Here is a 344-nt window from a genome sequence, read left to right on the forward strand (position 1 = left end):
GTGCCGCTGATGCTGCTGACGCCGGTCAGGATCAGGCTGCCGGCATCGACCTTGTTCAGGCCGCCGGTGCCGCTGATGGCGCCGGCGTAATTGCCGCCGGCCACGGTCAGCACGCTGTTGTTTTCCAGGGCGATGGCGCCCTGCCCGCTGAGCAGGCCCACCGCGCTGCTGGCACCGACGCCGAGGGTGCCGGCGGTGCTGATGTCGATCGCCGGGGTGCCGGTGGTCGTGCTGCCCAACAGGTTGAGGCGGCCATTGTCGATGCGGTAGCTGCCGCTGAAATCGTTGTTGCCCGTCAGGTCGACGGTGCCGACGCCTTGCTTGATCAGGGTGCCGTTGCCGCT

1 protein-coding gene is annotated in these 344 nt (G+C 68.6%); it reads right to left on the minus strand.

All coding sequences use genetic code 11. The annotated features are described in order from the left end of the window. On the minus strand, window positions 1-344 hold a 344-nt coding region (locus NTD88_RS09120; RefSeq protein WP_262155670.1), incomplete at both ends, for an autotransporter-associated beta strand repeat-containing protein.

The organism is Pseudomonas sp. 20P_3.2_Bac5, assembly GCF_025466035.1.
Lineage (GTDB): Bacteria > Pseudomonadota > Gammaproteobacteria > Pseudomonadales > Pseudomonadaceae > Aquipseudomonas.